A 664-nucleotide genomic window follows, 5' to 3' on the forward strand; every position below is an offset into this window, starting at 1 on the left:
GCGGCGGAACCCGGAAGCGCTGGGCGATTGTCCCAAAGACGAAGGCGAGTCCAAGACCTGCGACGATGGTCGCGATCAGCGGCGATGCTGTGCGACAAGGCGAAATGCCGCATGACACGCCGCTGATGCACCGCGACCAATTGAGGCGGTCGCACCGGTGCGAGGCGAACACTATCGCCGCCGAACGCCTGCGTTGAATCTTGACGTGGATCGGGCCATTTCGTGACATTGCGCGGCGGATTCGGCGCAGCAGGCTCGCTGCCTTGTCATACCGTCCGCAGCGCAATGTCACGAAATGGCCCGATCCACGTCAAGATTCAACGCAGGCGTTCGGCGGCGATAGTGTTCGCCTCGCACCGGTGCGACCGCCTCAATTGGTCGCGGTGCATCAGCGGCGTGTCATGCGGCATTTCGCCTTGTCGCACAGCATCGCCGCTGATCGCGACCATCGTCGCAGGTCTTGGACTCGCCTTCGTCTTTGGGACAATCGCCCAGCGCTTCCGGGTTCCGCCGCTGGTCGGCTATCTGCTCGCCGGCGTCGCCGCCGGGCCGTTCACGCCGGGCTTCGTCGCCGACCAGGCGCTGGCGACCGAACTCGCGGAACTCGGTATCATCCTGCTGATGTTCGGCGTCGGTCTGCACTTCTCGCTGAATGATCTGATGT

2 protein-coding genes are annotated in these 664 nt (G+C 64.0%); both read left to right on the forward strand.

Going from position 1 to position 664, the window contains the following annotated elements:
• Positions 1 to 197: hypothetical protein (locus J6500_RS31520; RefSeq protein ID WP_225716586.1), on the forward strand; the 197-nt coding region annotated here is incomplete at its 5' end.
• A gap of 25 nt (positions 198 to 222) precedes the next feature.
• Positions 223 to 664 (forward strand): cation:proton antiporter domain-containing protein (locus tag J6500_RS31525; RefSeq protein WP_225716587.1); only part of this gene is annotated, 442 nt, incomplete at its 3' end.

Source organism: Bradyrhizobium semiaridum, from assembly GCF_020329505.1.
GTDB classification, from domain to species: domain Bacteria; phylum Pseudomonadota; class Alphaproteobacteria; order Rhizobiales; family Xanthobacteraceae; genus Bradyrhizobium; species Bradyrhizobium semiaridum.